The sequence below is a fragment of the Erwinia amylovora genome, from assembly GCF_017161565.1.
In the GTDB taxonomy this organism is placed as follows: domain Bacteria; phylum Pseudomonadota; class Gammaproteobacteria; order Enterobacterales; family Enterobacteriaceae; genus Erwinia; species Erwinia amylovora.
Genome location: NZ_CP066796.1, coordinates 327,711 through 351,857, shown reverse-complemented (window position 1 = coordinate 351,857; position 24,147 = coordinate 327,711). Strand labels below are relative to the sequence as shown.

The window sequence follows — 24,147 nt, the reverse complement described above, 5'->3', positions numbered from 1 at the left end:
ATCTGCCCCGCCTCAGCCAAACTCGCGCAGACGATGCATCAGCTTCATCAGCGGTGGCCTGTCTTTCGCCTGGCGATCCTGAGCCCCGGTCACCACCACGGTCGCCGTGGTTCCCGATGGGTAGAGATTACCCGGCTGCCTGTCAAGGTGAATACGTACCGGCACACGCTGCGCAAGGCGTACCCACTCCAGGTTGGAATCAATAGTCGCCATGCCTTTACTGTCAACGGTGCTGCTGCTGTTGGTCACGCCTGCGGCAATACTGTCAACCGAGCCGCGCAGCACCTTATTGCTGCCCAGCGGGGTAATTTCAACACGATATCCGGGACGAATACCTTCGAGTTTGGTCTCTTCCAAATAGGCCAGCACGTAGAATGAGTTCTGTTTGACCAGCGCTACCGAGGTCGATCCACGGGTAATGAACTCGCCGGTATAGACATTCAGGTTGGTGACCCAGCCTGCGGAGGGCGCTTTAATCACGGTACGCTCCAGGTCCAGTTTGGCCAGGTCGCGTGAAGCAACCGCCCTGGCCAGCTGGTGCTGCGTAGTCTGATAATCGTTGTTCGCCTGCTCTATGGCCTCGCGCGACATGGCAGAAACCCCCAGCTGGTTGCGGCGCCCGGCCTCCCGACGTTTCTCACTCATCACCGCCTGGTAATAGGCCACATCAGCTTGGGCTTCATCAAGCGCTTTCTGATAGCGCGGCTGGTCGATGCTAAACAGCACCTGGTTTTTCTGCACCAGCTGGTTATCGTGCACGCGTACTTCGGAGATCAGCCCGCTGACGTCGGGAGCGATCGCCACCACATCAGCGGCAAACCTGGCATCACGCGTCCAGGGTGATTCAGTGTAAAACACCCAGACGCGGAAGATCAGTACCATCGCCACGATAGCCAGCAGCAGCGTAATGGCGGTACGGGAAATTTTTCTTATTAGCCTTTTCACTATGACCTCAGACGAACATTCGGGATACAACGTAGAACAGACAGCAGAAGAGAGCGGTATTAAACAGGGCTGGATGCCAGACCCTGTCATAGAGTCCGGTTGGCGTAATCACACGCCGTATCAGCCAGAACAGCATCAGTGACACGATAATTTCAATAAAAATGGGGGGGAACGACATCCCAAACACGACAACAACCGGAAGTACACTCATCTTTTTTCCTTGTCAATACGCTACCGGACTCACTGATTATCGTCATTCGCTCTTCTCCCGGTGTCGCGCAGTACGCTAACTGATACGGATAATTGACCGACGTAACGTGATTCAGACGCCGTTCGGGATCGGGACTTTTTCATGATAGTTTAAGCCGCAACCTGCCTATAACGGCAGTGGGATAACGGATCCCTGACCCAATGTCGCTATAGTAACGCGGTTGACTATGAGTTATCTACCAAATGTGATCTAAATCACTTTTAAGCCAGAGTTAATAATGGAAAGACTAAAAGGCATGTCCGTTTTCACCAAAGTGGTTGAGCTGGGTTCGTTCACGGCGGCAGCAAAGCAGATGCAGCTTAGCGTATCAGCGGTCAGTCAGATCGTTGCCAGGCTGGAAAATGAGCTACAGGTGAAACTGCTCAACCGTAGTACCCGCAACCTGGGGCTGACCGAAGCGGGTAAAATCTATTTTCAGGGTTGCCGCCGCATGATGGCAGAGGCACAGCAGGTGCATGAGCAGCTGTGGGCCTTTAACAACACGCCCGTCGGTACGCTGCGCATTGGCAGTTCGTCGACCATGTCGCAAAATCTGCTGGCCCCGATGGCCAAAGAGATTTTGCAGGAGTACCCGGGACTGTCGGTCAATCTGGTGACCGGCATCCCGGCGCCGGACCTGATTGCTGACGGGCTGGATTTAGCGATACGCGTTGGAGCTTTACCGGATTCCAGCCTGTTTGCTAAACGCCTGGGTTCAATGCCGATGGTCGTCTGCGCAGCGAAGGCATATCTGCTCCAGTTCGGTACTCCGGAAAAACCGTCGGATATCAGCAATCACTCCTGGCTGGAATACAGCGTACGGCCGGACAACGACTTTGATCTGATCTCGCCTGAAGGCATCGCCATCCGCCTGTCGCCCCAGGGGCGATTTGCCACCAACGATGCGCAAACGCTGATCCGCTGGCTGAAAGCCGGAACCGGCATCGCTTATGTGCCGCTAATGTGGATAATCGATGAGATTAACGCCGGAGAGGTGGAGATCCTGTTTGCGCACTACCAGTCGGTACCGCGCCCGGTGTATGCGCTTTACAGTCAAAAAGATAAGCTGCCGTTGCGAGTTCAGGTTTGTATCAACTACCTGACCGACTATTTCGACCGGGTGGCGGAGATTTACCGGGAATTTCGTAAGGGATAGTCAGGGGTAAGCGGGAAGAATGGCGGCAGACGGCCCGGGCAGAGCCGTTCAATTCCGCCCATAGCCGCCGGCGCCTCCCGGCAAGGGAGGCACCCGCCCTGATTTACGCCGTGCCGCCCACGGTGAGTTTGTCCAGCTTCAGGGTAGGCTGCCCAACGCCAACGGGCAGGCTCTGGCCCTCTTTGCCGCAGACGCCAACGCCTTTATCCAGCGCAAGGTCATTACCGACCATCGAAATCTGCTGCATCGCCTCAATCCCGGAACTGATAAGCGTTGCGCCTTTCACCGGTTTGGTCACTTTACCGTTTTCGATCAGATAGGCTTCTGACGTCGAGAAGACAAATTTACCGGAGGTGATATCCACCTGGCCGCCGCCAAAGTTTGGCGCATACAGGCCGTATTCGACGCTTTCGATGATCTCCTGCGGCGTGGATTGGCCCGCCAGCATGTAGGTGTTGGTCATGCGCGGCATCGGCAGGTGCGCATAGGACTCGCGGCGGCCGTTGCCGGTCGGCGCAACGCCCATCAGGCGCGCATTGAGTTTATCCTGCATGTAGCCTTTCAAAATGCCGTTTTCAATCAGCACGTTATACTGGCCCGGAACCCCTTCATCGTCGATAGCAAGCGAACCGCGCAGTCCATCAATGGTGCCATCATCCACCACGGTACAGAGTTCAGAAGCCACCCGCTGGCCCATCTGCCCGCTGAATACCGAGGTGCCGCGACGGTTAAAGTCGCCTTCCAGCCCGTGCCCGACCGCTTCGTGCAGCAGCACCCCCGGCCAGCCGGCCCCCAATACCACCGGGATGCTGCCGGCCGGGGCCGCTACCGCGCCCAGATTAACCAGCGCCATGCGCACCGCTTCACGCGCCCAGGCTTCCGCCCGCACTTCACCGGCTTCATTGGCAAGGAAGAACTCATAGCCAAAACGCCCGCCGCCGCCGCTGGAACCGCGCTCGCGCTTGCCGTTGTCTTCCACCTGCACGCTGATCGACAGGCGCACCAGCGGGCGCACATCAGCGGCCAGCGTACCGTCGGTTGCGGCAACCAGCACCTGTTCGTACACGCCGGTCAGACTGGCTGAAACCTCCTGCACGCGTTTGTCTGCGGCGCGTGCGGCGCTGTCAACGCGGTGCAACAGCGCGATTTTCTCTTCACGCGACAGGCTGTGCAGCGGATCCAGCGCCGGATACCGGGCACGATTAACCACTGCTGCCAGAGTACGGGACTGACCGTTTCCCTGCTCACGTACGATACTGCGCGCCGCCGTTGCGCTTTGGTGCAGCGCATTCAGCGTAATCTGATCGGCATAGGCGAAGCCGGTTTTTTCCCCGCTGACAGCACGCACGCCCACGCCCTGGTCAATATTGTAAGAGCCGTCTTTAATGATCCGGTCTTCCAGCACCCATGACTCATGAAAGCTTGACTGGAAATAGAGGTCGGCGTAATCCAGCTTTCGTTCAGACAGCTGGCCGAGAAGGGAAAAGAGGTCGCTTTGACTCACATTGTTCGCAGTTAGTAACTGCTCACTTACCAGATTCAGACTCATGAATTCTCGCTTTATATGGATAAGCCCACATGCGGGCTTCATCACTTAACTGGGTTGGGATGAATGGCAATAGTGATAGCCTGAGGCAATTCCCCAGCTACGTCAAATTCACTTCTCGCTGGCTTCTCGCGGTGTACGCAGCACCTCATCAATTTGCGGCTTATCCAGCGGGCCGCTGATACGGTAGCGCAAAACGGAAATCTTGTTCCATAACGGCCCCAGCACTTTGCTGGCGGCGAACACGGCGGCACCGACTACCGGGTTGACCACAAATGCCGTGGCAACGCCAACCGAAGCCGATATTTCCGGCGCCACCGTGGCCTGCAAATTGACCCGGCGCTGTACCAGATCGATATCACCGTTCATCGCGATATCGGCTTCCAGCCCGTCCACCAGCAGATTATCGGTATGCATCACGCCGTTATCAATCCACGCCGTGGCATTCACCGAGTCAAAGTAGAAGCCCTGAGTGAAAGTGTCGCTGAAATCGAGGCGCAGCTTGCGTAGCAGAGCATCGAAACTGACCAGCCGCATCAGCTGACCCGCTCGTCCGGTAGAGACGTCAGCAATCTGACCCGAACCGAGATGAGATTTCAGCACGCCGCTCAACGTCTCGCTGGAGGGCTGCCACGGGGCGGCGCGCCAGTGCAGATCGTACTCAAAATTAAAGGGCGCAGCGCGCAGCGGGGAAGTGATGCCAAACCACTGGATTGCCCTGTCAATCTGCTTGCCGCTCAGTACGCCTTTTAGCGCAGTGCGCTGCTCGCCAGCCCGGTTTACCCATTCACCGCTGGCCGTCAACCGTGCGCTGCCGCTGTCTATCAGGCCGTTTTGCAATTTCAGCGTATCGCCGGACGGGTTCAGTTCGGCCTGTATACGGCCAAAGTTTTGCCCGCGTATCCAGCACTCGTTACAGTTCAGTCGCAGCGCTGGCCAGCTGCTGAAGTTGATTGCGTTGGCGCGGTCGGGAACAGGCGACGCGCTCTGCGGGTTATCCCACTGCGGATTGTAATACAGGTACTTCAGGTTGACCGCCCACGGGCTGCCCTGTTTGACCGCCAGCGAGCCATGAATATCCTTGCCGTCAGCAGCGACCTTCATTCCACCGGCCGCGTCCTGACTGAGCGTGGCGGTGAGATCCTGCCATTGCTGGCCTGCCAGCGATAAAGCCGGGGTATGCAGCCGGAGATCGCCCGGCAGCAATGCGCTACCGGCCTTACCGCCCGCACCGATACCGCCGCCCAGTAGCCCCAGCCAGGCTTCGCCATCCAGCGGCGGCAGATTCAACAACATACCGTGGCTGTCCGGCAATGCCGGTGTGCGCAACGCATTGTTTTGCCACACGCCGCGTTCAACCCGCAGCTGCCTGCCCAACAGCCAGCGACTGTTAAAGCGCTGGCTGGCGCCTAGCGCACCGCTCAGATCAAAACTCTTCAGATTACCTTGCACCGCCACTGCGATCGGCAGCGCTTCACCGGAGGCTTTATCCAGTGGAGAAGGTAAGTGACTGCTTACATTCTTCAGGTCGCCGTCAATGCCCACCTGATAATCGGCCCCGCCTCGGTGAGACAGGGCAATCTGCACCCTGGCCTGCCACGGCAGATCCCCCCCCAGCCGTTGGCGCACGGCAGACGGTAACGCTGGCATTTTTCCCGGCTGCCAGTCTGCATCAAGGTCGACGCCAATACGGTAATCCTTTTCGCCTTCCCGGGTCGTAAAGCGAACGCCAAGCGGCTGACCGAACCAGCGGGCGCTCATCGCATCACTTTTCAGATTACCGTTATCATAAACAAAACGCCCGCTAAGCTGCTCAAAGCGCGTAGCCAGCGGCTTAATCAACAGCGAATTTTGCCGCAGATTAACATCCCCCGTGGCCCGCACCTGCTGGCCATCCAGCGGTATATCAAGATGTAAGCGACCACTTACATCTCCGCCAATCTGCAGTTCATCAAGCGCGGCCCCCAGCGATAACTTCAGCGGAGAACGATTAAAATAGTCGCGTATCTGCGGGCCAGCGCCCCTGATATCGCCATCAACAATCAGCTTCCGCCGCAAATAATCCGGGATCGCGGCAGAAATATGGTGGCCGCCCACTTCGCCAAGCTTGACCTCCGCTGCCTGCATCCACAGCCCGTTATTAACAAAATCAAGGTCTATATCAAGGTTTTCCAGCGCCGGCCAGCCGGGTTGAAACTCATAGGTCGCCTTGCGCAACGGTACTGCCACCTCAAACATCCCCTGATGATGGGTGAACGGGAACTGATGCGGGTCGCCCGCAAAGAGCAGCGTGGCGTTGTTTACCTCGCCCCCTTTAATCGCACCACTCAGATAATCGGTGAGGGATTTCCCCATCAGGGGTTCGGGGAAATAGCGCCAGGCGTCACTCGCGTTGGTCAGGTTGATGCCGGCCAGAATAGCAAGATGCGGTGCCTGGCCCTGCTGCTGCTGATAGCGGAAATCACCGCGCGCCCACAGAGAGCGCGCCTGCACATCAAGATGCTGACCGGACAGCGTCAACCCGTCCCGCCCATACTGCCAGCGCAGTGCGCCGCCGGCCCGTTCGATCTCCAGCGGTGCACGGAACATATCCCCGTAGGGTAGCGACGCCTGCTGAACAGCAAAGGTCATACGCCCGTCAGCCACGCCGCCTGTCAAAGTTCCATCAAAATTTTCCATGCCGGGCAATAGCTGCCACTGCTGCCAGCTTAAACCGTGCCATTTGGCCTGGAAACGTGTCTGCTCCGGCTTTTGCAGCGGAATATCCAGCGCCAGCGCGCTAAGCTGACCGCGCGGCTGTAGCCTGTGCCAGTCCTCCAGCAGCGGTGGCGATAACCCGGCAAACAGCGGGATGAGGGGTGCAAGGTGCTGAAGATCAAGATGGGTGGCGCGTAGCCTGAGCTCCTGTTGATTGCCCGGTCCGGGTAACCGATCGTCCTGCGGCTGCCACAGCAGTGAAAGCTGGCCGTGGGGCCAGGGTTGGCCGTCCATAATAAAGCGGGTTTGTGGCACTTTCAGACTCCAGCCGCCTTTAAAGCGGCTGATATGTGCCGTCAGGTTATCTACGCTAAGGTGATGTGGCTGCGCATCCCCCTGCCAGCTGGCGCCGCCCTCTTTCAGCCAGATATCCCCGGCGTGAACGTCACCATTTTTGACCTCCATCCAGGCCGCAAGGCTGAAACGCGCGCTTTCCAGGCTGGTATTATCACGCATCCACTGCCCAAGCCAGGGTTTGACATCCACGTCGTCGGCCTGCATCCATACGCGTCCGGTATCAAGATAGCCGCTGCTGTCGGCCAGGTCGAGCCGCACCTGTACTGCACCGTGCTGGCCGGTGATGCTGGACAGGCTGACCAGCCCTTCCGCGCGGTGGCGTTCTTTTTCATTCATCCAGGTCAGCTGTGGAATAGCCAGGTTGGCGCGCTGACCCGAAGGCGTCAAAAAGCGGATTTCGCTGTCGCGCAAGGTGAAATGGTCAAACTGACGCAGAAAGAGATCGTTAAGGCGTTCGGCAGTGACATCCGACTTGCGGCCGCCGCCAAATGACAGAGGCGTATTGGTGGCGAGGCGGAAATGCCAGAAGGTGAGATCGCGGAACTGCCAGCGCAAATGAAGTAATGACTGCCAGATATCCAGCGCCAGCGTGACGCGCCGGATCTGCAAGCTCCCGCCATCGGCAAGGGCGGCCTGAATATCTGCGATCTCAAGGCGCGGGCCAAAGTTTTCCCAGCTGCCCTGCAGAGCGCTGGCCTGCACTGTTACTCCCGTAGCCGCCGAGACACGTTCAAGGATCGGCGTGCGCCAGCTGTTCATGTGCGGCATCAGCAGGCGCAGAGCACTGACCACCAGCGCAGTCACCACCACTAATGTTGCGCAAGTCAGTAACAAAATCCTCGGCAGTTGCCTCACTCACCTCTCCTGGTATTCTGCGGGAACGGACGTTCAGCCAGTGACCTTCTCAGATAACCGGCGGCGGGCTACATCATCACCACGTCAAATTGCTCCTGAGTATAGAGCGGTTCAACCTGGACTTTAACCTGTTTGCCGACAAAGATTTCCACTTCGGCCAGGGCATGCGATTCGTCGCTTTTTAACGCTTCTCCCACGGATGGGGAAACGTAGACCAGGAAACGATCTGAGTCATAGGCATGATGCACACGCACGATCTCACGCATAATCTCGTAGCAGACGGTCTCAACGGTTTTCAACGTGCCGCGCCCTTTGCACACCGGGCAATCCTGGCACAGTACGTGTTCAATACTTTCGCGCGTTCGCTTACGCGTCATCTCAACCAGCCCCAGCTGGGAGAATCCGTTAACACCGGTTTTGACCCGATCTTTGCTCAACGCCTGGTCCAGGGAATGCAGCACCCGGCGCCGGTGGTCTTCATTATTCATATCGATAAAATCGATAATGATAATGCCGCCCAGATTGCGTAAACGCAGCTGGCGGGCAATGGCCTGCGTCGCTTCTATATTGGTATTGAAGATGGTTTCTTCCAGATTGCGATGACCGACAAACGCCCCGGTATTGATGTCGACAGTGGTCATGGCTTCCGTCTGATCGATGATCAGATATCCGCCGGACTTCAGCTCCACTTTACGGTCAAGCGAACGCTGAATTTCATTTTCGACATCGAACAGGTCAAATATCGGCTGCTTGCCGGTATACAGCTCCAGCTTCGCCGTCATTTCCGGGATGTATTCGCGGGTGAACTCGATCAGCTGTTCAAAGCTTAGCCGCGAATCGATACGGATGCGATCCAGCGCCGCACCGGCAAAGTCACGCAAGATGCGTTGCGACAGCGCCACCTCGCCATAAAGGCGGCAGCGCGTCTGATTACGTTTTTTACGCTCGATGACTTTGGTCCACAAACGCTTAAGAAATGCGGCATCAGAAGCCAGTTCATCTTCACCGACCCCTTCGGCGGCAGTACGAATGATATAGCCGCCCAGTTCGTCGCAGTAAGCCGCTACCACTTCTTTCAAACGGTTGCGTTCAGCTTCGCTGTCAATACGCTGCGATACGCCAACGTGTGAAGCCCCCGGCATAAACACCAGGTAGCGCGATGGCAAGGTGATGTCGGTAGTGAGACGTGCGCCTTTGGTGCCAAGCGGATCTTTTACTACCTGCACCATCAGGTCCTGCCCCTGACGCACCAGCTCGGAGATATCGCGTACGATAAAGTTTTTCTTTTCGTCACCGGCCACGCACTCGGTATGCGGCATAATATCAGAGGCGTGCAGGAACGCGGCCTTTTCAAGACCGATATCCACAAACGCCGCCTGCATTCCCGGTAAAACGCGGCTGACACGCCCTTTATAAATATTACCGACGATGCCGCGACGCGCTTCGCGCTCAATATGAATTTCCTGCAGAATGCCACCGTCGATGTAGGCAACTCGCGTTTCCGACGGCGTAATATTGACCAGTAGCTCAGCTGTCATATCAACCCCTCACTTCACGCAACGCCTGAAAATGACGCCACAGCTCGGCCGTTTCCACTAAAGGCAACCCAACCACCGCGTGATAGCTGCCGTTGATTTTTCTGACAAAGTTGCCGCCAAAACCCTGAATACCGTAGCTGCCCGCTTTGTCCATCGGCTCTCCGCTGGCGATATAGTTGTCGATATCTTCAGCAGTGAGCAGGCGAAAAGTCACCTCGGTAACGACCAGACAATCCAGCATCTGGTGACGGTCGGCCAGCGCCACGGCCGTCATCACCTGGTGGGTCTGCCCGGATAGCTTTGCCAGCATGGCGGCGGCATCGGCAGCATCAGTGGGTTTCTCCAACACCTCATGATTCAGTACGACGAGGGTATCGGCTCCTAATACCGGTAAGTCGGTGGGGGCAACGGCTACGCCGGCCTGTGCCTTATCACGCGCCAGGCGCTTAACGTAGTGTTCTGCGGTTTCGCCTTCACATCGTAGTTCTGCAACGTCCAAAGTGAGACGTTCGAATGACAGGCCCAGTTGAGTCAGCAACTCGCGGCGGCGCGGAGAAGCAGAAGCCAGATACAGGGATAGCATATAAGTCCTTTATTGTACGGCGAACTGACGACGGATCTTTCTCATCAGCAAGAATAGCCACGGCCAGAGAACACCGTCGATAACGCTACTCCAGAAAATTTCCGGGCGGAAAGAAACGTTGATCACCAAGAATTCTGACCAGAAGACAATGACGTCCATCGCCAGCGACAGCACCATCACCAGCAACGCCTGTTGCCAGAGCGCCAGATTACGGAACAGCTGAAACTTAAAGGCGACCAGGTAGGCGATAATACTTAAAGCCAGCGCACGTACCCCGAGGGTTGAACCGGAGATGAGATCCATTATAGATCCCATCACAAACCCGGTCCCGACATTCACCCGATGCGGCAGCGCCAGCACCCAGTAAATGATGATCAGCAATAGCCACGATGGCCGAAACAACAGCAGCTGTTCTGGCCACGGCATGATTTGCAGCATCAGTGCGACGAGAAAAGAGAGCCAGATAACCCAGCGCCCGTGACTGCGGTAACGGCTCAAGGCTGGGCTCCTTGCACGGCTGGCGCACGCACCGTATTGGCCTCTGTTCCGTTGACTGCCGGTGAGTTGCCGATGGCATCAGGTGCCGGAGGTCCGGCCACTTCGCTGGCCTGAGGCAGCACCTGCGGCATCATCTGCATCAGGCGTTCATTCGCCACGCGATGCACTTCATTCGGCGCCATAGGCATGGTGCCGTTACGATCCGCTCCCCACAGCAGCAGCAGGTAGCGCAAACGTTGCAGGCCCGCCGTTGGGCGCGCCTGGATCACCGTATAGGCGCGCTGGGCATCGACTTTAACGGACGAAACGACCGCAACCGGATAGCCTTCAGGGAAGCGCCCACCCAAACCGGATGTCACCAGCACATCGCCCGCGCGAATATCGGTGTTACCCGGCAAATGCTCAAGCTGCAGCTCTTCAGTACAGCCATTCCCGGCGGCAATCACGCGGATATCATTACGTAAAACCTGGATCGGCAAGGCGTGGGACGCATCACAAATCAGCAGCACGCGGCTGGTTACTTTGCCCACCCCGACCACCTGGCCGACCACGCCTTTATCGCTGATCACCGGCTGTCCTTCATAAACGCCGTTCACGCTGCCTTTATCGATCACCACCTGGTCGGTGTAAGGATCGGTGCCGGTGGAGATCACCTGCGTCACCATTTTATGTTCGTCCTGACGCAGCGGTGAGCCCAGCAGCTCTCGCAGCCGGGCGTTTTCCTGCCTGAACTGGCCCATCAGCAGCAGTTCGCTGTTTTTCAGCATCAGTTCTCGTTGTAAGGCTTTGTTTTCCAGCGCAAGCTGCTGGCGGGAGGCCAATGTTTCAGAAACATTGTCTAAAATCTGACGGGGGCCGTTGGCCAGGAAATAGAACGGACTCACTGCCGTGTCCATGTAGGTGCGGATTTGGGAGAAAGCTCCCATGCGACTGTCGGCAATGATCACGCCCATTGCCACAATAATCGCTAAAAATAAGCGTAACTGCAGGGAAGGTCTCCTGCTGAACATCGGCTTCATAAAATCGGCGTTTTCCTCGACAACATGAAAAAGGAGCGCGGGCAGCGACCCGCTACTCCTTCAGGCAGATTATTCTTCGCTGAACAAATCGCCGCCGTGCATGTCGATCATTTCCAACGCTTTGCCGCCACCGCGTGCCACACAGGTCAGCGGATCTTCTGCCACGACGACGGGAATACCGGTCTCTTCCATCAGCAGGCGGTCAAGGTTGCGCAACAGTGCGCCGCCACCGGTGAGCACCATGCCACGTTCGGAGATATCAGACGCCAGTTCAGGAGGACACTGCTCAAGTGCAACCATTACGGCACTCACGATACCGGTTAATGGCTCCTGTAATGCTTCCAGAATCTCGTTAGAGTTCAGGGTGAAGCCACGCGGCACCCCTTCAGCCAGGTTACGACCGCGCACTTCGATCTCGCGCACTTCATCGCCCGGATAGGCGGAGCCAATGCCGTGTTTAATGCGTTCAGCGGTGGCTTCACCAATCAGAGAGCCATAATTACGGCGCACGTAGTTAATGATCGCTTCGTCGAAGCGGTCGCCACCGATACGCACAGAAGAAGAATAGACCACGCCGTTCAGCGAGATCACCGCCACTTCGGTGGTCCCCCCACCGATATCAACCACCATCGAACCGGTTGCCTCAGAAACCGGCAAACCCGCACCAATGGCCGCCGCCATGGGTTCTTCAATCAGGAACACTTCGCGTGCACCCGCGCCCTGGGCGGACTCACGGATGGCCCGGCGCTCTACCTGGGTGGCACCTACCGGCACACAGACCAGTACGCGTGGGCTTGGACGCATAAAGCTGTTGCTGTGCACCTGTTTAATGAAGTGCTGCAACATCTTCTCGGTCACAAAGAAATCGGCGATCACGCCGTCTTTCATCGGGCGAATCGCAGCGATGTTGCCAGGGGTGCGCCCCAGCATCTGCTTCGCATCATGGCCGACAGCCGCCACGCTCTTGGGAGAACCAGCACGATCCTGACGGATAGCAACGACGGAAGGCTCGTTAAGCACGATGCCCTGCCCTTTCACGTAAATCAGGGTATTGGCAGTACCCAAGTCGATGGACAAGTCGTTGGAAAACATGCCTCGGAATTTTTTAAACATACTAAAGGATAATCCTGCAAGCTGGGGGCGAAAAATAAAATCCGCTTACTCTACCAACCACGCGAAGCAGCGACAAGGCGCAAAAACGTCCTGCTCCGGTGAAAAATTGTGCTATTTCGTGCCGACAATACAACCTGTACGCTCTTTTGCGCAAATGAGGCCGTCATTACGGCATTCAGCCCTGGTTTCAAGACGGATTGACGGACACAACATACATAAAATTTAACATTTTAAGTTTTGTCTCGGCCGGCGATAACGCCGCTCTTGACCACGACCGCGCAAGTATTCTACGTGAAAACCGGGCGAACGTGAGACTAAACTCGATATCTTTGCGAATATTTTTTTACGCTGGTGTTAACCGATTGGGACGCGGCGAAAAAGTCCCCCTGCCCCCCGGTCACGCCCAGCTCTACCAGCGTTTGCCACTCTTCTTTCGAATGTACACCTGTAGCAAAAACCTGGGCGGCCGTTTGCTTACAACTCTCAAGAAGACTTTGTACGAACAGCTGATTTTCGGTTCGCCTGGCGATATTACGCACCAGTCCCGGATGCAGCTTAATCAGCCGAATCTGGCACTGCCTGATATAGGCGGTGCTCACTACCGTCAGGCCCGCCTGAGTCACCGCGACGCTACAGCCAAAACCGTAGAGTAACTTACAGACAGGTGCCAGCCGGGTGATGTGTTGACACACATCTGCTTCTGCAAGTTCAAACAAAATCCGTTTTCTTTGCGATTGCGTGCATTGCAACAGGGTATCCCGCAGCCAGCGTAAGAAAGATCGTTGCAACAGGGAGTCAAGAGTCAGTGGAATGGCCAACGTTTCTTCGGGCCACCATTCAGTCAGCGTAATGACTCGCTTTACCAGCAGGCGGTCATAACGTTCTGCCAGACCGAGTTGCTGCACCACAGGCAGATATTCAGCCGCCAGCAGCTCTTTTTCTCCGTCATAGATACGCGGCAAAATTTCACGATGATGGACTTCACCCAGGCCGTTAACGGCAGGCTTCTGGTACAGGCGCGGGCCGCCCTGATTGACGGTATTCTCCAGCAGAGTGCGCCATTTGACGCTACCGCGCGCCAGATCCTGCTGCCCGCCTTCACCGACTGACCAGTTATTCCCGCCCTGTAGCATGGCCTGGCGCGTTGCCAGTTCGGCGTTTTCCATCACCTGCTGCGTGGTTTGCCCGCTGTGCCAGCCGCTGATACCAATATGGATAATGTCATCACGGTCCACCATCCGCGTCGACGGCAGGCTGTCTACTGCGGTGATCAACTGTGAGGCGATGCTATCCGCGTCTTTTACGCTGCTATGCGGCAGCAGGACGGCGAAGTCGCTGCGGAAATAGCGCGCCAGTAACGCGCCAGGATAACGTAAAACGAATGTCGACAGCATATTGACCAGGGCAAACAGATATTCCTGTGCCTCGGCATGGCCCCAGCGTTCACGCAGAGTGTCAAAGTCCGGCAGGCGGATCATCATGACCATACCGTGCGTGCCTACCGCTTCCGGGTCTTCCAGCAGGGTGGTCAGTTGATTATCAAAAAACAGGCGGTTATTCAGGCCGGTACGCGCATCCTGCGCGGCGAAAGCACGGATTAGCGTGTCGATGCGGTTATGCTGTTCTCCCGCCTCTTTTAAATCTGACAGCAGCAAATCGATGGCGCTACTGGCCTTGGGCGGCCATTCATGTACCGAACCCGGCCTGACGTTAGCCCTGTCACCGTTGATCACCGCCCCGGCGCGCGCTTCCAGACGCTCCATTCCCTGTAACTGCCGGTAAAGCCAGCGATGTGCCTGCAACAGCAGCAACGTCATGATCACCACCACGCCAATAATCGCCGACAGACTGGAGGCGCCAATTAAAGAGGTAAACCAGGTACGGGTGGAATCGACCCACTGAACACGCAACGTCATATTCGCATGCCGGGTCAGCGCCAGCACGGTTTGCCGGTAACGATTAGGCTCATGCACTAACAGCGGTTGCTGGTGGCGTGTCACCTTAAGCAGCGACCTGTTATCCTGGGATAGCTCGATATGTTCAATCCGCAACGGATTCATCACCCGGTGCAGCCAGGATTCGATCTGTTCGGGCGTCTGAGCAAATAATGCGCTATCAACTTCATCAGCCATCAGCTGCACCCGATACTCTGCCCGCTGGTTGCTAAGATAGAAGAAGCTCAATACGCAGCCGATTAACATCAGCAGCATCGCCAGTGAACTTAGCAGGGTAATCATTGCAGAAAGCTTGGTGGTTAATCGCATTCTTATGCCAGTTAAATACCGTAGTGGTAATGTCATTAACTCAGCATCTTGAGCTGGTTGTTAACGATCGGAAACAACGGGATGCCAGACTGCAGCGTCAGAGGAAAATAACACATCGTGTTCTACGCATGCTGACCTGCAATCAGAAAATGTCCATTTTTTCGAGTATAGGCATGCACGACCGCTTTCCGATAATGAATATTCACTTTTCAGGAGATCCTCATGCAGGCACTGGTGCTTGAACAGTCAGCAGGTAAAACCACCGCAGCAATCAAACATCTGCCTGACGACACGCTGCCCCAGGGCGATGTCACGGTCGACATTGACTGGTCGGGCATTAATTATAAGGACGCGCTGGCGATAACCGGTCAGGGCAAAATTATTCGCCGGTTCCCGATGGTGCCCGGCATCGATTTCGCCGGTAAGGTGCGGCACAGCAGCGATGCGCGCTTTCACCACGGCCAGCCAGTGCTGCTGACCGGCTGGGGCGTTGGCGAAAACCATTGGGGAGGGCTGGCTGAACAGGCACGGGTTAACGCGGACTGGCTGGTGCCAATGCCGCAAGGCATGAATGGCCGTCAGGCCATGATCATCGGCACGGCAGGTTTCACCGCCATGCTGTGCGTGATGGCGCTGGAGGAAGGCGGCGTCATGCCAGACGGCGGTGACGTTCTGGTCACCGGTGCCAGCGGCGGGGTCGGCAGTACCGCCGTGGCGCTGCTTAGCGCGCTCGGCTATCGGGTGGTCGCCGTCAGCGGGCGCGAATCAACCCATGATTATCTGCATCAGCTGGGAGCCAGCGAGGTGCTGCCGCGCAGCGCATTCAGCGAACGATCTCGTCCGCTGGAGAAACAGCGCTGGGCCGGAGTAATAGATACCGCTGGCGGAGAGGTGCTGGCCAGCGTGCTGGCGCAAACCCACTATAATGGCGTGGTCGCCGCCTGCGGGCTGGCAGGGGGAACCGCTGTGCCCACCAGCGTCATGCCGTTTATTTTGCGCAACGTGCGCCTGCAGGGCATCGATTCGGTGATGACCCCGGCAGCATGCCGTCATCAGGCCTGGCAGCGCTTGCAGCAGGTGCTGCCCGCAGCGTTTTATCAACAGGCCGCTACCGAAGTGCCGTTGGCTCAGGCGGTCGATGCGGCGGAAAAACTGCTCAATAATCAGACAACCGGGCGCACGCTGGTGCGTATTCGTTAACCGTTTGCCGACGCAAAACACAATAATTCATTACCAGAGGCAGAGCCACAAATGAAAGCCGTTAACCAACTGACAGAAAATGACGTCACGCCGGAGAGCATATTTCATGCTCGTCGCCGCACCGTGTTGAAAATGCTCGGTTTGAGCGCTGCGGCGCTGTCCCAGCCCGGCGCGGCGCATGCCGATCTGCTTTCATGGTTCAAAGGCAGCGAGCGTCCGCGTGCCGCACCAGGCCGCCCCCTTGATTTCAGTAAGCCGCCACAGTTCCAGCCCAGCCTTCCACTGACGCCGGAAGATAAGGTGACGGGTTACAATAACTTCTATGAGTTCGGGTTGGATAAAGCTGACCCGGCTGCCCATGCCGGCACATTGAAAACGGCCGACTGGAAGATTGAAATAGAGGGTGAAGTGGCGAAACCGCTAACGCTAAGCATGGATGACATTTTTAAACGCTTTGCGCTTGAGCAACGGATTTACCGCATGCGCTGTGTGGAAGGCTGGTCGATGGTCGTTCCCTGGGTTGGCTTCGAGCTGGGCAAACTGCTGCAAGCCGCTGAACCGACCAGCAGCGCCCGCTTTGTTGCTTTCCATACGCTGTACGCGCCGGACCAGATGCCGGGCCAGCAGGACCGCTTTATTGGCGGCGGGTTGGATTACCCTTACGTGGAAGGTTTGCGGCTGGATGAAGCCATGCATCCTCTGACGATGTTGACCACCGGCGTTTATGGTAAAGCCCTGCCGCCGCAGAACGGCGCGCCGATCCGGCTGACCGTGCCGTGGAAATACGGTTTTAAGGGCATCAAATCCATCGTGAAAATCCGCCTGGTCAGGGAGATGCCGCCCACCACCTGGAACCTGTCAGCGCCGAATGAGTATGGCTTCTACGCTAACGTTAATCCCCATGTCGACCACCCGCGCTGGTCACAGGCGACAGAACGCTTTATCGGCTCCGGCGGTATTCTTGATGTGCAGCGCCAGCCGACGCTGCTGTTTAACGGTTACGCCGACCAGGTAGCTACCCTGTATCGCGGTCTCGACCTGCGGGAGCACTTCTGAGATGGTGCGCCTGACCTTAACCCAGATAACCCGGCTGAAGGTGCTGTTGCATCTGGCGGGTTTTCTGCCGCTGCTGTGGCTGTTGATCACTATCAATCAGGGCGGTTTCAGCGCCGATCCGGCGAAAGATATCCAGCATTTTACCGGCAGAATGGCGCTAAAGTTCCTGCTGGCCACGCTGGCGGTTACGCCGCTGGCGCGTTACGCCAAACAGCCGTTGCTGATCCGCGTGCGGCGTCTGCTTGGGCTTTGGTGTTTTGCCTGGGCTACGCTGCATCTGGTGAGCTATTCTCTGCTCGAACTCGGCATCAGTCATCTTGGCCTGCTGGGATCGGAACTGGTTTCGCGCCCTTATCTGACGCTGGGCATCATCAGCTGGGTGATATTGCTGTCACTGGCGGCGACCTCGTTTCAGCGGGCGCAGCGCAAACTTGGTCAACGCTGGCAAACGCTGCATAACGCTATCTACCTGGTAGCGATACTCGCTCCGGTTCACTTTCTGTGGTCGGTAAAAACGTATTCGCCCCAGCCGTGGATTTACGCGTTAATCGCGGCGATCCTGCTGGCATGGCGCTATAAAAAGCTGCGTCAATGGCTGGCGCGGTAGCAGTGAATCGGGCCTTATGCCAGGCTGCTGCCTGTCTGTTGCGGGTCATTGATAATCATCTTCGCTGATACGGCCGCGACTTACCGGCTAAATGCATTGATATGGTGACAATGCCCGCCTTTAACGTCCCCCCTTACGCCAATTTTCATATGAAAAGGTGACAAACTGGCTTCAGCCATGTATTTTGTGCGATGCCTAAATTATCGCGGGAGATGGCAGCAAAATGAGCGGCAAGTTGCATGTACTGCTTTTGAACGGCCCCAATCTGAATCTGCTGGGTACGCGTGAGCCGGAAAAGTACGGCCATACCTCGCTGGAAGAGATTGTCAGTGAGCTGACATTGCAGGCCAATGCGCTGGGCGTCACGCTCAGTCATCTCCAGTCCAATGCGGAACATGTGTTGATCGACCGCATTCATCAGGCGAAAGGCAACGTCGATTATATCGTCATTAATCCGGCGGCGTTCACGCATACCAGCGTGGCGCTGCGTGATGCGCTACTGGCCGTCAGCATTCCGTTTATCGAAGTTCATCTGTCAAATGTGCATGCTCGCGAGCCTTTCCGCCATCATTCGTATCTTTCTGATATTTCTACCGGCGTGATCTGTGGACTTGGCGTCGACGGTTATTCCTGGGCTTTACAGACGGCAGTTAAACGCCTGTCACCATCTAATTAAACAGAGTACGGAACCACACTCATGGATATTCGTAAGATTAAAAAACTGATCGAACTGGTTGAAGAATCAGGTATTGCTGAACTGGAAATCTCTGAAGGCGAAGAGTCCGTTCGTATCAGCCGTGCACCGGTCAATACCGGCTACCCAATGATGCAGCAGGCTTATGCCGCACCAATGATGCAGCAGCCTGCTCTGGCAACGGCCGTGGCTCCGGCTACCGCTCCGGCGATGGAAGCACCCGCAGCTGCTGAGATCGGTGGTCATATCGTGCGTTCTCCTATGGTCGGTACTTTTTACCGCACCCCAAGCCCTGACGCGAAGGCGTTTGTGGAAATCGGTCAGAAAGTCAACGCCGGTGACACTCTGTGCATCGTTGAAGCCATGAAAATGATGAACCAGATCGAAGCCGATAAGTCCGGCGTCGTGAAAGCGATTTTGGTCGAAAGCGGTCAGCCCGTTGAGTTTGACGAGCCGCTGGTCGTCATCGAATAACGAGGCCCACCATGCTGGATAAAATTGTAATTGCTAACCGTGGTGAAATTGCGCTGCGTATTCTGCGTGCCTGTAAAGAACTGGGCATTAAAACGGTTGCGGTGCACTCCACGGCGGACCGCGACCTGAAGCATGTGCTGCTGGCGGACGAAACCGTCTGCATTGGCCCACCGCCGTCAGTGAAAAGCTACCTGAATATCCCGGCGCTGATCTCTGCAGCCGAGATCACCGGCGCGGTGGCTATCCACCCGGGTTACGGCTTCCTCTCCGAAAATGCTGACTTCGCCGAGCAGGTTGAGCGCTCAGGCTTTATCTTTATCGGTCCGAAAGCGGACACCATCCGCCTGATGGGCGATAAAGTGTCGGCGATCACCGCGATGAAGAAAGCGGGCGTTCCTACGGTGCCAGGCTCAGACGGCCCACTGACCGAGGATATGGACAAGAACCGTGCCTTTGCGAAACGCATCGGCTACCCGGTGATTATCAAAGCCTCCGGCGGCGGCGGCGGTCGCGGCATGCGCGTGGTACGCAGCGACAAAGATCTGGAGCAGTCGATAAACATGACGAAAGCGGAAGCCAAAGCGGCTTTCAACAACGACATGGTTTATATGGAAAAGTACCTGGAAAACCCGCGCCATATCGAAATTCAGGTATTGGCAGACGGCCAGGGCAACGCCATTTATCTGGCCGAACGCGACTGCTCCATGCAGCGCCGTCACCAGAAAGTGGTGGAAGAAGCGCCAGCACCGGGCATCACTGAAGAGATGCGTCGCTACATCGGCGATCGCTGCTCAAAAGCCTGTATTGATATCGGCTATCGCGGCGCAGGCACCTTCGAGTTCCTGTATGAAAACGGCGAGTTCTACTTTATTGAAATGAATACCCGTATTCAGGTTGAGCATCCGGTTACCGAGATGATTACCGGCGTTGACCTGATCAAAGAGCAGCTGCGCATCGCTGCCGGTCAGCCGCTGTCGATCAAACAGGAAGAAGTCGTTATTCGTGGTCACGCGGTGGAATGCCGTATCAACGCCGAAGATGCGAATACCTTCCTGCCAAGCCCGGGCAAAATCACCCGCTTCCACGCGCCAGGGGGTTTTGGCGTGCGTTGGGAATCGCATATCTACGCCGGTTACAGCGTGCCGCCGTATTATGACTCGATGATTGGTAAACTGATTACCTTTGGCGAAAACCGTGATGTGGCGATTTCACGCATGAAAAATGCGCTGGCTGAGCTGATCATTGACGGCATCAAGACCAACGTCGAACTGCAGATGAAAATCATGTCGGACGAGAACTTCCAGCACGGTGGGACTAACATCCACTATCTGGAGAAAAAACTCGGTCTGCAAGAGAAGTAAATGCGCCAGATGCCCGCTTTAGCAGGCTGAAGTCGACAGTTGCAGGGGCCGATTAATCGGCCCCTTCTTATTGGGGAAGCGCATGGATAACCGTTTTTTACAGGCCCACCGTGAAGCGCGCTGGTCATTGGTGCTGGCGGTGGCTTATCTGGCCTGCTGGGCGCTGTCAGCCTGGCTATTGGATGACCAACAGGGGCTGACCGGTTTACCTCACTGGTTTGAAATGGCCTGCCTGCTGGTACCGCTGCTATTTATTTTTCTTTGCTGGTTAATGGTGCGCGTTATCTTCCGCAATATTCCTCTGGAGGATAAGGGTGAAGCTTGACATTATTCTGCCGCTGGCCGGCTACCTGCTGCTGGTCGCCGGCCTGTCAGTCTGGGCTATGCGCAAACGGCGCGAAGGGAATTTCCTCACTGAATACTTCCTCGGCAGCCGCTCAATGGGCGGCTTCGTGCTGGCGATGACCCTGACGACCACCTATATCAGCGCCAGTTCGTTTATCGGCGGCCCCGGTGCGGCTTATAAATACGGGCTGGGTTGGGTTTTGCTGTCGATGGTACAGGTGCCGGCGGTATGGCTTTCGCTGGGGGTACTCGGCAAGAAGTTCGCCATTCTGGCGCGGCGTTACAACGCCGTCACGCTCAACGATATGCTGTATGCCCGCTATCGCAGTACGCTGCTGGTGTGGCTGGCCAGCCTGAGTCTGCTGATCGCCTTTGTTGGCGCAATGACCGTGCAATTCGTTGGCGGCGCACGGCTGCTGGAAACGGCGGCCGGTATTCCCTACGACAGCGGACTGCTGATCTTTGGGAGCACCATCGCGCTGTATACCGCTTTTGGCGGTTTCCGCGCCAGCGTGCTCAACGACACCATGCAGGGGCTGGTGATGCTGGCTGGCACCGTCCTGCTGCTGGTTGCCGTGATACACGCGGCGGGCGGCTTGCATAACGCGGTGCACACCTTACAGCAGATCGATCCACAGCTGGTTTCCTCATCAGGCGTGGGCGATATTCTGACGCCGACCTTTCTTGCATCGTTTTCGGTTTTAGTCTGCTTTGGCGTGATTGGCCTGCCGCATACCGCGGTACGCTGCATCTCCTACAAAGACAGCAAGGCGGTCCATCTGGCCATCCTGCTTGGCACCGTGGTGGTGGTGGTGCTGATGTTGGGGATGCATCTGGCAGGCGCGCTAGGGCGAGCGGTGATCCCGGATTTGCAGATCCCTGATGCGGTGATCCCAACACTGATGATCGCCGTGCTGCCGCCGCTGGCAGCCGGGATCTTTCTGGCAGCACCGATGGCGGCAATCATGTCGACGATCAATGCCCAGCTGCTACAATCGTCAGCAACCATCGTTAAGGATCTCTATCTGCGGATTTACCCGCACCAGATAGATAATGAACCGCGGTTGAGACGACTCTCTTCGCTGGTCACCCTGGGGCTGGGCCTGCTGCTGCTGCTGGCGGCCTGGAACCCACCACAGATGATTATCTGGCTAAACCTGCTGGCCTTTGGCGGCCTGGAAGCGGTGTTCCTGTGGCCGCTGGTGCTTGGCCTGTACTGGGAGAAAGCCAATGCCGCTGGCGCGTTAAGCAGTATGGTTTGCGGCGCAGCCTGCTATACCTTGCTGGCCAGTCTGTCACTGCAACCCTGGGGATCCCACCCGATTGTGCCGGCGCTGCTGCTCAGCCTGCTGGCGTTTCTGATTGGCAACCGTTTTGGCCGTCCGGTGGCGGCCACAACGTCTGCCTCCACCCTGTTTGAATAAAGAGATGCGCTATGCCCTGGATACAGATGAAAATTAATACCCGCGGCGCTCAGGCTGAAGAGCTGGGCGACGCGCTGATTGAGAACGGTGCCGTGTCGGTCACCTTCCAGGACACCCACGATAACCCGGTCTTTGAACCGCTGCCGGGCGAGACGCGCCTGTGGGGCGATACCGACGTGATCGGCCTGTTTGACGCTGAAACGGAGATGAAAGACGTGATTGCCGGGCTGGAGCAGCACCCTCTGCTGGGCCACGGTTTCCACCACAAAATTGAGCAAATTGAAGATAAAGACTGGGAGCGCGAGTGGATGACAAACTTCCACCCGATGCGCTTCGGCCAGCGTCTGTGGATCTGCCCAAGCTGGCGCGACGTGCCAGACCCGGACGCGGTCAACGTCATGCTCGATCCGGGGTTGGCGTTTGGTACCGGAACCCACCCGACAACCGCCCTGTGCCTGACGTGGCTGGATGGCCTTGACCTGGCGGGTAAGACGATAATTGATTTTGGCTGTGGCTCCGGCATTCTGGCTATCGCCGCGCTGAAGCTGGGAGCCGCCGCGGCAATCGGTATTGATATCGATCCCCAGGCCATTCAGGCCAGCCGGGACAATGCTGAACGCAACGGGGTTGCGGACCGTCTCTCGCTTTATCTGCCGCATCAGCAGCCGGATAATCTGACTGCCGATGTGGTGGTCGCCAACATCCTGGCAGGACCGCTACGTGAGCTGGCGCCGTTGATTAGCGTACTGCCGAAACAGGGCGGGCATCTTGGCCTGTCCGGCGTGCTGTCCAGCCAGGCCCCTGCTGTCTGTGAAGCCTATGCCGGGCTCTTCACGCTTGATGCGCTAGCCGAGAAAGAAGAGTGGTGCCGCATCACCGGCGTGCGGCGTTAAACAAGATGCAGGCACAGGCGGAATACGCCGTGCCTGCATTGTCGTCACGTCACATGTTTCGTTTAAGGAGCAAATTGGCGTGATTTATATTGTTAACTTGCTCACAAGAAAAGAAAATTCCTTGTGGGCAATTTAATGATTTATTATTAACCCATTGTTATTTATAGATATATAATAAAATAACGCTACCACTTTGACATTCCCCTGACCTGTTCAGAGGTATTGTTCAAAGTTTGGCCTTTCATCTTCCTGAAAAAATGCGTAATATACGCCGCCTTGCGGGCAAACTGTGGTCACTTTTTTTTCATGCGCATAGGAAATTACCAGCTTCGTAATCGTTTGATTGCGGCACCAATGGCCGGGATCACTGACAGGCCATTCAGAACCCTCTGCTATGCGATGGGTGCTGGTATGACCGTCTCCGAGATGATGTCGTCAAACCCTGAAGTCTGGGCCAGCGATAAGTCCCGGTTACGTATGGTACACAGTGACGAACCGGGTGTTCGCACCGTGCAAATTGCCGGTTGTGACCCGCAAGAGATGGCAGAAGCCGCGCGCATTAATGCTGCATCAGGCGCGCAGGTGATCGACATCAACATGGGATGTCCGGCCAAAAAAGTGAATCGTAAGATGGCAGGTTCGGCGCTACTGCAACATCCCGAGCTGGTGAAGTCTATCCTCACCGCCGAGGTAAATGCCGTTGACGTGCCGGTCACCTTAAAGATTCGCACCGGCTGGGACAGCGACAACCGCAACTGCGTAGAGATTGCCCAATTGGCTGAACGCTGTGGTATTCAGGCCCTGACAATTCATGGACGCACACGCGCCTGTTTGTTCAACGGTGAAGCTGAATACGACAGCATTCGGACAGTTAAGCAGAACGTATCCATTCCGGTTATCGCGAATGGAGACATTACTGACCCGCATAAAGCCAGAGCGGTACTCGACTATACGGGGGCTGATGGCCTGATGATAGGACGGGCTGCTCAGGGAAGACCGTGGATCTTCCGGGAAATCCAGCATTATCTGGACACTGGGGAGCTGCTGGCACCGATGCCACTGGCTGAAGTCAAGCGCTTGCTCATCGGGCACTTACGGGAACTGCACGACTTTTATGGTCAGCGCAAGGGATACCGTATTGCCCGAAAGCACGTCTCCTGGTATCTGCAGGAGAACGCCCCAAACGACCAGTTTCGGCGCACATTCAACGCCATTGAGGATGCCAGCGAACAGCTGGAGGCGTTGGAGGCATACTTCGAAAATCTTGCGTAA

The 24,147-nt window shown here is 56.5% G+C and carries 21 protein-coding genes; 11 read left to right on the top strand and 10 right to left on the bottom strand.

Annotated elements, in window-relative coordinates; translation table 11 throughout:
• Positions 1-12: 12 nt before the first annotated feature.
• Complete coding sequence (aaeA, locus tag JGC47_RS01640) at positions 13-945, bottom strand: p-hydroxybenzoic acid efflux pump subunit AaeA (RefSeq protein ID WP_004155055.1); 933 nt, start codon at positions 943-945, stop codon at positions 13-15.
• Positions 946-952: 7 nt separating this feature from the next.
• A complete protein-coding gene (aaeX, locus tag JGC47_RS01635; protein ID WP_004155052.1) occupies positions 953-1,156 on the bottom strand; it encodes a p-hydroxybenzoic acid efflux pump operon protein AaeX in 204 nt (67 codons plus the stop codon).
• Positions 1,157-1,433: 277 nt separating this feature from the next.
• On the opposite strand from aaeX, the gene aaeR reads away from it, so the two are divergent.
• Positions 1,434-2,351, top strand: coding sequence for an HTH-type transcriptional activator AaeR (gene aaeR, locus JGC47_RS01630; RefSeq protein ID WP_004155051.1), 918 nt, complete (start codon positions 1,434-1,436; stop codon positions 2,349-2,351).
• A gap of 103 nt (positions 2,352-2,454) precedes the next feature.
• Here aaeR and tldD read toward each other — a convergent pair whose 3' ends face one another.
• The 8 genes from tldD to csrD form a co-directional block, all read right to left on the bottom strand.
• Positions 2,455-3,900 carry a metalloprotease TldD gene (tldD, locus tag JGC47_RS01625; RefSeq protein ID WP_013036277.1) on the bottom strand — a complete coding sequence of 482 codons (1,446 nt, stop codon included), beginning with the start codon at positions 3,898-3,900 and terminating at the stop codon, positions 2,455-2,457.
• A 108-nt stretch (positions 3,901-4,008) separates the two neighbouring features.
• The gene (gene yhdP / locus JGC47_RS01620; protein ID WP_004155049.1) at positions 4,009-7,806 is read right to left on the bottom strand and encodes an AsmA2 domain-containing protein YhdP; all 3,798 of its coding nucleotides are present in this window, start codon (positions 7,804-7,806) and stop codon (positions 4,009-4,011) included.
• Between the two features lie 68 nt (positions 7,807-7,874).
• Positions 7,875-9,344, bottom strand: coding sequence for a ribonuclease G (rng, locus tag JGC47_RS01615; RefSeq protein WP_004155048.1), 1,470 nt, complete (start codon positions 9,342-9,344; stop codon positions 7,875-7,877).
• A 1-nt stretch (position 9,345) separates the two neighbouring features.
• Positions 9,346-9,927, bottom strand: a complete 582-nt coding sequence (locus JGC47_RS01610) for a Maf family protein (RefSeq protein WP_004155047.1) — start codon at positions 9,925-9,927, stop codon at positions 9,346-9,348.
• A 9-nt stretch (positions 9,928-9,936) separates the two neighbouring features.
• Positions 9,937-10,425 carry a rod shape-determining protein MreD gene (mreD, locus tag JGC47_RS01605; RefSeq protein WP_004155046.1) on the bottom strand — a complete coding sequence of 163 codons (489 nt, stop codon included), beginning with the start codon at positions 10,423-10,425 and terminating at the stop codon, positions 9,937-9,939.
• Complete coding sequence (mreC, locus tag JGC47_RS01600) at positions 10,422-11,444, bottom strand: rod shape-determining protein MreC (RefSeq protein ID WP_004155045.1); 1,023 nt, start codon at positions 11,442-11,444, stop codon at positions 10,422-10,424. The genes mreD and mreC overlap by 4 nt, the downstream gene beginning before the upstream one ends.
• Positions 11,445-11,513: 69 nt before the next feature.
• Complete coding sequence (gene mreB / locus JGC47_RS01595; protein WP_004155044.1) at positions 11,514-12,557, bottom strand: rod shape-determining protein MreB; 1,044 nt, start codon at positions 12,555-12,557, stop codon at positions 11,514-11,516.
• Positions 12,558-12,871: 314 nt separating this feature from the next.
• A complete protein-coding gene (gene csrD / locus JGC47_RS01590; RefSeq protein WP_013036278.1) occupies positions 12,872-14,821 on the bottom strand; it encodes an RNase E specificity factor CsrD in 1,950 nt (649 codons plus the stop codon).
• A 222-nt stretch (positions 14,822-15,043) separates the two neighbouring features.
• Between csrD and acuI the strand changes: the two genes are divergently transcribed.
• The 10 genes from acuI (at position 15,044) to dusB (ending at position 24,147) form a co-directional block, all read left to right on the top strand.
• The gene (gene acuI / locus JGC47_RS01585) at positions 15,044-16,021 is read left to right on the top strand and encodes an acrylyl-CoA reductase (NADPH) (RefSeq protein WP_004155042.1); all 978 of its coding nucleotides are present in this window, start codon (positions 15,044-15,046) and stop codon (positions 16,019-16,021) included.
• A gap of 51 nt (positions 16,022-16,072) precedes the next feature.
• Positions 16,073-17,077, top strand: coding sequence for a protein-methionine-sulfoxide reductase catalytic subunit MsrP (msrP, locus tag JGC47_RS01580; protein ID WP_004155041.1), 1,005 nt, complete (start codon positions 16,073-16,075; stop codon positions 17,075-17,077).
• A 4-nt stretch (positions 17,078-17,081) separates the two neighbouring features.
• Positions 17,082-17,684: a protein-methionine-sulfoxide reductase heme-binding subunit MsrQ gene (gene msrQ, locus JGC47_RS01575; protein WP_033477543.1), complete on the top strand. Its 603-nt coding sequence runs from the start codon at positions 17,082-17,084 to the stop codon at positions 17,682-17,684.
• 223 nt (positions 17,685-17,907) lie between these two features.
• The gene (gene aroQ, locus JGC47_RS01570) at positions 17,908-18,360 is read left to right on the top strand and encodes a type II 3-dehydroquinate dehydratase (protein WP_004155039.1); all 453 of its coding nucleotides are present in this window, start codon (positions 17,908-17,910) and stop codon (positions 18,358-18,360) included.
• A 21-nt stretch (positions 18,361-18,381) separates the two neighbouring features.
• On the top strand, positions 18,382-18,852 hold the full coding sequence (accB, locus tag JGC47_RS01565; RefSeq protein ID WP_004155038.1) for an acetyl-CoA carboxylase biotin carboxyl carrier protein: 471 nt from the start codon (positions 18,382-18,384) through the stop codon (positions 18,850-18,852).
• A gap of 11 nt (positions 18,853-18,863) precedes the next feature.
• Positions 18,864-20,213 (top strand): acetyl-CoA carboxylase biotin carboxylase subunit, encoded by a 1,350-nt coding sequence (accC, locus tag JGC47_RS01560; RefSeq protein ID WP_004155036.1) that lies wholly within the window; start codon positions 18,864-18,866, stop codon positions 20,211-20,213.
• An 82-nt stretch (positions 20,214-20,295) separates the two neighbouring features.
• Entirely contained in the window at positions 20,296-20,538 is a 243-nt protein-coding gene (locus JGC47_RS01555; protein WP_004155035.1) for a YhdT family protein, read from the top strand.
• Positions 20,528-21,982: a sodium/pantothenate symporter gene (gene panF / locus JGC47_RS01550; protein WP_004155032.1), complete on the top strand. Its 1,455-nt coding sequence runs from the start codon at positions 20,528-20,530 to the stop codon at positions 21,980-21,982. Before JGC47_RS01555 ends, panF begins: the two co-directional genes overlap by 11 nt.
• A gap of 11 nt (positions 21,983-21,993) precedes the next feature.
• Positions 21,994-22,875 carry a 50S ribosomal protein L11 methyltransferase gene (gene prmA, locus JGC47_RS01545; RefSeq protein ID WP_004155031.1) on the top strand — a complete coding sequence of 294 codons (882 nt, stop codon included), beginning with the start codon at positions 21,994-21,996 and terminating at the stop codon, positions 22,873-22,875.
• Positions 22,876-23,181: 306 nt separating this feature from the next.
• Positions 23,182-24,147 (top strand): tRNA dihydrouridine synthase DusB, encoded by a 966-nt coding sequence (gene dusB / locus JGC47_RS01540; protein ID WP_004163801.1) that lies wholly within the window; start codon positions 23,182-23,184, stop codon positions 24,145-24,147.